Origin of the sequence: Chamaesiphon sp. OTE_8_metabat_110 (assembly GCF_031382685.1) — a bacterium.
In the GTDB taxonomy this organism is placed as follows: domain Bacteria; phylum Cyanobacteriota; class Cyanobacteriia; order Cyanobacteriales; family Chamaesiphonaceae; genus Chamaesiphon.
This window is the reverse complement of record NZ_JANMZA010000134.1, coordinates 1-5,922: the sequence shown is the minus strand read 5'-3', so window position 1 is coordinate 5,922 and position 5,922 is coordinate 1. Positions and strand designations below refer to the sequence as shown.

General features: G+C 47.2%; 5 protein-coding genes and 1 pseudogene. 5 read left to right on the top strand and 1 reads right to left on the bottom strand.

What is annotated here, in order from left to right; all coding sequences use genetic code 11:
• Positions 1-50: 50 nt before the first annotated feature.
• Positions 51-407, top strand: coding sequence for a helix-turn-helix domain-containing protein (locus tag RMO52_RS04675; RefSeq protein ID WP_310411341.1), 357 nt, complete (start codon positions 51-53; stop codon positions 405-407).
• A 116-nt stretch (positions 408-523) separates the two neighbouring features.
• On the opposite strand, the gene RMO52_RS04670 is transcribed toward RMO52_RS04675, so the two are convergent.
• Positions 524-2,047: an ATP-dependent DNA helicase gene (locus RMO52_RS04670; RefSeq protein ID WP_310411338.1), complete on the bottom strand. Its 1,524-nt coding sequence runs from the start codon at positions 2,045-2,047 to the stop codon at positions 524-526.
• A 479-nt stretch (positions 2,048-2,526) separates the two neighbouring features.
• Between RMO52_RS04670 and mgtE the strand changes: the two are divergent.
• The 4 genes and pseudogenes from mgtE to RMO52_RS04645 all read left to right on the top strand — a co-directional run bounded on the left by mgtE (position 2,527) and on the right by RMO52_RS04645 (position 5,648).
• Positions 2,527-3,872 (top strand): annotated as a pseudogene (gene mgtE / locus RMO52_RS04665) (magnesium transporter).
• A 62-nt stretch (positions 3,873-3,934) separates the two neighbouring features.
• Positions 3,935-4,156, top strand: a complete 222-nt coding sequence (locus RMO52_RS04655; RefSeq protein WP_309744065.1) for a DUF2281 domain-containing protein — start codon at positions 3,935-3,937, stop codon at positions 4,154-4,156.
• Complete coding sequence (locus RMO52_RS04650; RefSeq protein ID WP_310411331.1) at positions 4,156-4,542, top strand: type II toxin-antitoxin system VapC family toxin; 387 nt, start codon at positions 4,156-4,158, stop codon at positions 4,540-4,542. The genes RMO52_RS04655 and RMO52_RS04650 overlap by 1 nt, the downstream gene beginning before the upstream one ends.
• A gap of 110 nt (positions 4,543-4,652) precedes the next feature.
• Positions 4,653-5,648: an aspartate carbamoyltransferase catalytic subunit gene (locus tag RMO52_RS04645; protein ID WP_309744069.1), complete on the top strand. Its 996-nt coding sequence runs from the start codon at positions 4,653-4,655 to the stop codon at positions 5,646-5,648.
• Positions 5,649-5,922 lie beyond the last annotated feature (274 nt).

Here is a 5,922-nt window from a genome sequence, read left to right as displayed (position 1 = left end):
GCAATTAATTACCTGGAATTTCGATCGCCAGCCCAGTCAATTTTGATGAAATGACACTACCCAGACGCTCTCCGTGCCCTGTTGCCTGTACTCTAGACCTTATCGGCGATCGCTGGACGCTGTTGATAATTCGTGACATGATGTTTTTTGACAAGCAGCGGTTTGAGGAGTTTTTGGAGTCACCCGAAGGGATCTCCACGAATATCCTCGCCAATCGGCTCAAGTTGCTAGAGGAATTGGGCTTAGTGGCAAAACAGCCTTATAGCAACCACTCTCGCCGCATGAATTATCAATTGACTCCAGAGGGTAAAAGTTTGCGTCCAGTATTAAAAGTGATGGCAGCTTGGGGTTTAAAACATGTGGAGGGCACGAAGTTACCACAAATACCAACAAGCGAGCGTAGTTGAATTAATTGAGAATTGAGTCGTGTCGAGCCAGTAGGGTGGGCAATGCCCACCAGCTAGGTTTCAGGCATAATCTATTTTGTAAATAATTACGTCTACCCACTTATCTACCTAATGAGTTATGCAGAATCGAGACAATTTAATTCTAGATAACTAATTCTTCTTGCCGGAGCGAGTGAAGCTAATACTTGTTGCCCATAAATACGCCTGTCGATCCGATTGTCGAAGATGGCGACGATCCCTTGAGACGATCGCATGGGGGAAAGCGCTCGATGCAAGATTCTCAAGCCAGTTGGTAATAAATATAGTCGAAACCAGTCCTGTTTTTGTTGTTTGTAGAAACTTACCTTGGCAGCAACTAACGGATCTTCGAGAGAGGGAATCGGTAATGTGGCGATAATCATCAATTCTGGGGTGGGCAAATCGTCTTGATGCTGTTGCCAAAATTCCCAGCCGCAGACGAGGATATTTGACTCATTGAGGTCGGTGCGATCGACTTGGACTCTAGTTCCCCATTCGGCGGCTAGAATGGCTGCTATTTGGGCTTTGAGCGGTGTATCCTGGATCGGAATGACGACGAATTTGGAGCGACCATTCATTAAGTATAATAAATGCTTGATTTCATCGACTAATACTGGTTGAAATTTGCTGGTATTTGGCATCGGCATCCAGCGGGGAATATAGAGTTTAAATCGATCGTCTTGGCGATCGAGGGGAAATTTGACCGAGGTGATTTCACTCAATCCTAATTCTTGCCGATAACCGCTGGCATCGGCGGTGAGATCGACGGCACTAGTTATCAAAGTTACTGGTTGATGTTGCCAAATTGGTGTTAATTTGGCAACTAGATCGGTGGGGGTAATTGACAGGGTAAATGTGCCGCGAGTGCGATCGAGCTGCGCCCACACCAGTCGCTCGGTTGCTGCTGATAACTCGCGATCGAACTGTTGCCAAGTGGGGGGCAAATTTGGCTCAGATAGATCGATTAATGCCTCAAGTAGCACTCGATCGATCGAGTCCAAGAGGTAGCAGTTATAGGGATTGGTAGGACGTTGCCACAAGTTAGCGAGTAACTGAATTTTGGTGGCGCTCGTCCGTTCCCAGTTAGCTGAAGGTTGACTCGATCGCAACTGCTCCCAATCCCGATCGGTAATACTAATTGTGAGCAATTCTTGCGCCCAGTTTTCCAAGTCATCCGCACTGTCAACGATCGTCGCTTGACTGGCAAGTGATGCGGGATGATGTAACTGTAACCGCAACCAAGATTGCGGATCGACAATCCATAAACCTGTAAATTCTGGCGCGGGCGGATTACTGCCACGATAGACTGGTTTAGAGAGATTCAACCATTGCTGGATTTGGGGTAATTCGGTATTAACCAGGCAATCTTGAAAGGCGGTGGGAATGACGATCGTTACGGATTCATGCCAAAGTAAGGCAGGAATCAAGTAACTGAGCCGATATTTACCCGTGGAGCGATGGGTAGCAATGCCAGTCTGAATCAGCGATGACTTAGAGAGCCGCAATCCCCGCGCGACTAAGCGAGCCATCGTCAGATAATGGTGCCAATCAACAATCGCAGGTTGATGTCGCAACAGATCGCGGAGGATAATATGAGTGGTGACTTCGATCGATTGGGACATAATTGATTCACTGAGATTGAGAGTAGTAAGCTCTCCAAGAGCGATTGGCGATGCTTGGTGCCAGCGATAATTGGTGGATGTTAAGCTATCGATTATCTATTATCGACGATCGCCTTTGTTGGTGCGATGTCTATAGGGAATCGATCGACAGCTATTCACTATCCACACTGTGCCTACGGCAGGCTATCGCCAACGGCTGTCGTATCGCAAAAGGCGAGGCTTTGCCAACAGTGCAAGCTATCCACTATCCACTATCCACTATTCCCTATTCCCTATTCCCTATCCCCTATCCCCTATCCAAAGATTGCCATCTCGATACATCCAGCGATAGGATAGAGATACCGAGATTAAATTTTTATTAAAATATCGGTATAAATTGACATGGCCGTTATGGACTACAGTCCATCTGTTTTAGAATAACAACCTTCGTGAGAATCTGATGAGCTAGTCTCCCAGACTAAAGGAGGCTAGGAGGTTTTATGCTGAGTCGAGAGGGTACGATCGAATTGTCCGAAATTACTGACTTAAATCAACTCAAGTCAGAACTCAACCATTTACCAGCCGTCGATGTCGGCGACTATATTAGTGAGTTACCACAAGAGCGCCGCGCGATCGCTTTTAGGTTACTTTCCAAGGGTTGTGCGATCGCTGTCTTTGAATATCTCCCGACTGAGATTCAAGAGGATCTGATCGAGGCGCTCCACAATACTCAAGTTTCGCAGCTAATCGAAGCCATGCGTCCCGACGATCGGGTGGCACTCTTTGACGAGCTACCCGCAGGCGTTGTCAAGCGCTTATTACCCCAGCTCAGTCCCGACGAACGGGCGGCGACGGCAACGATTATCGGTTATCCTGAAGGGACGGCGGGACGGGTGATGACGACGGAATACGTGCGACTGCGGCAAGGTTTGACAGTTGGCGAAGCGTTGGCGAAGATTAAACTAAGCGATCGCGATAAGGAAACGGTGTATTATGCCTACGTTACCGACGATAGTCGCAAGCTTCAGCAGGTAGTTTCCCTCAGACAGTTGGTATTTACCCTCCCCGATACGCCGATCCAAGATATTGCCAGCGATCGGGTGATTAAAGTTTATACCGAAACATCCCAAGAAGATGTCGCGCGGCAAATGCAGCGATATGACTTGATTGCAGTACCTGTAGTCGATCGAGAGGATCGCTTAGTCGGGATTATCACGATCGATGATGTCGTCGATATCCTCCAAGAAGAAGCCACCGAAGACATCCAAAAACTCGCAGGTGTAGCTGGTGAAGATTCCTCCCTGTCCCCATCCTGGACGAAACTGCAAAATCGGCTGCCCTGGTTATTGGGAATCATGGCACTATCGATCGGGACATCACAAGCAATTACCCCATTCCAGGCAATTATTGCCAAAATCCCCGTCCTCGCCGTGATCATGCCGCTATTTTCTAATGTGGGTGGCTCCGTTGGTACTCAAACCCTCACTGTTACCATCCGCTCTCTAGGGGTTGGTGAAGTAGCCCCAAAGACACACTCAAAATTCTCGGCAAAGAGCTACTAGCGGGGCTAGGAACATCACTCGGACTAGGTTTGACTATGACCCTGCTCGCGCTAATTTGGACGCTGCCAAACGAACGCTGGGTGGCATTCGTTGCAGGTACCGTGATGGCAACAAATACCATCATTGCCGTGACGATGGGGACACTAGTCCCGATGGGTTTTCAAAAGCTCAATTTAGATCCCGCTTTAGTTAGTGCGCCACTGGTGACGACATTATTAGATATGGTCGGATTTTTTCTGTTTTTATCTTTGATTACGATCGGGAGTAATGTTTTACACCTCTAGTCGATCGATGTGAGGCATCGCCTTCGGTTCGGATTATAATACTTGTAAAATTGAGGTCTGTTATGAGTCCTTTGCTAGAAAAAATTTTGGCGGATGTAGACATGTTGGAGCCGTCTGAGCGGTTAGAAGTCATTGCTCGTGTCATTGCTGGATTACAAAAATCCGATCCTTCATTACCAAAAAATAAATTGAGTCGTAAAAATTTGTTTGGTTGTCTGCGAGGACAAGTTACGATGACAGAGGATTTTAACGATCCTCTGAGTGACTTTGCTGAGTATATGTAATGAATCTATTACTAGATACACATGTTTTGATTTGGCTGGTAGAAGGCAGTGACAACTTGAGTCAATGCGCAAAGCAGGCAATTGAAGATGAGCAAAATAGCTTATCCCTGAGTATTGCTAGTTTATGGGAAATGACTATTAAAATGAGTTTGGGTAAGCTACAGCTAGGAATTCCACTCGATCGAATAGTAGAGTCTTATCTCTTACCCACCAGTATCGAAATTCTACCGATTAACCTCAATCATTTATTAGTTCTACGGGATTTACCTTTACATCATCGAGATCCTTTCGATCGGATACTTATTTCCCAAGCACAAGCAGAAGAGTTGACTCTGGTATCGGGAGATAGATTATTTGACGATTATCTAGTCCAAATCCTTTGGTAGTTTTGCGCTCGTAATTATTAACAAAAAAAGATAGTCGAGATATTGTTGCTGGCAAATTAAAAAGGCACAAATTAAGATGCCTCCCTACCCTCTACCCTCTACCCTCTAAAATGACCTGGACGCGCCGACATATCCTATCCTTAGCAGACTTTACCCCAGCGGAGTACGATACCGTCCTCCAGACAGCGGCTAGCTTCAAGGAAGTCCTCTCGCGTCCTGTCAAAAAAGTACCCACCTTGCAGGGGCGAGTAGTAGCTAACCTGTTCTTTGAATCCTCCACTCGCACCCGCAGTAGTTTTGAATTAGCTGCCAAACGCCTCTCCGCCGATACCCTCAACTTTGCCGCAGCTACTTCTTCCCTTACTAAAGGCGAAACCATTCTCGATACCGCCAAAACCTATCTAGCGATGGGTGCCGACTTGATGGTAATCCGCCATAAACAAGCAGGAGTGCCCCACGCGATCGCGACGGCACTCGATACAATGGGGATGAAAGTCGGGATTTTAAATGCTGGCGACGGACAGCACGAGCATCCTTCTCAGGCACTACTAGATTTACTGACTATTTGCGCGACGATCGATCCGCTTAATCCGCGACTATCATTACTAAAAGACAAGAAAATTGCGATCGTCGGGGACATTCTACATTCTCGCGTGGCGCGATCGAATATCTGGAGTCTAACCGCCAGTGGTGCCCAGGTTCACCTCTGTGCGCCGCCGACCCTGCTCCCTGTCGAATTTGCAGACTATTGTCAGGAGCCACGGGAAGGGATCGATAAGTCCAATTTATTCATCCATTGGCAGGTCGAACCCGCGCTCCAAGATGCCGATTTCGTGATGACATTGCGCCTCCAGCAAGAGCGGATGACCGACCATTTATTACCCAGTCTGCGCGAGTATCATCAGCATTATGGGATTACCCGCGATCGGCTAAAATTATGCCATCCTAACGTCAAAATTCTCCATCCAGGGCCGACAAATCGCGGTGTCGAAATTACTTCCGATCTGATGGATGACCCAGCATTGAGCTTGATTGCCGAACAGGTAAATAATGGAGTAGCAATCCGAATGGCTCTACTTTACTTGATGGGCAATACCAAAGAGTAGGGAGATGTGAGATGGGAGTTGGGAGAGTAAGAAGTACAGTGTGCCAACGGCTATCGCTCACTGACCGGAGTAACAAGTAAGAAGTAACAATAGTAATCGATCGAATTTATTGAAGAACTTGGTGGTCTGTCCGTTGCTGCTTAGTGGTTGCTATACTTAGATCCTGCACTAACAAAACCCACACTCCCCCAACTCCCAACTCCCAACTCCCATCCCCTCCATGTCCAGATCCCGCGAACCACTAATCAACCTCGCCTTTTATCATGCTTTCAAG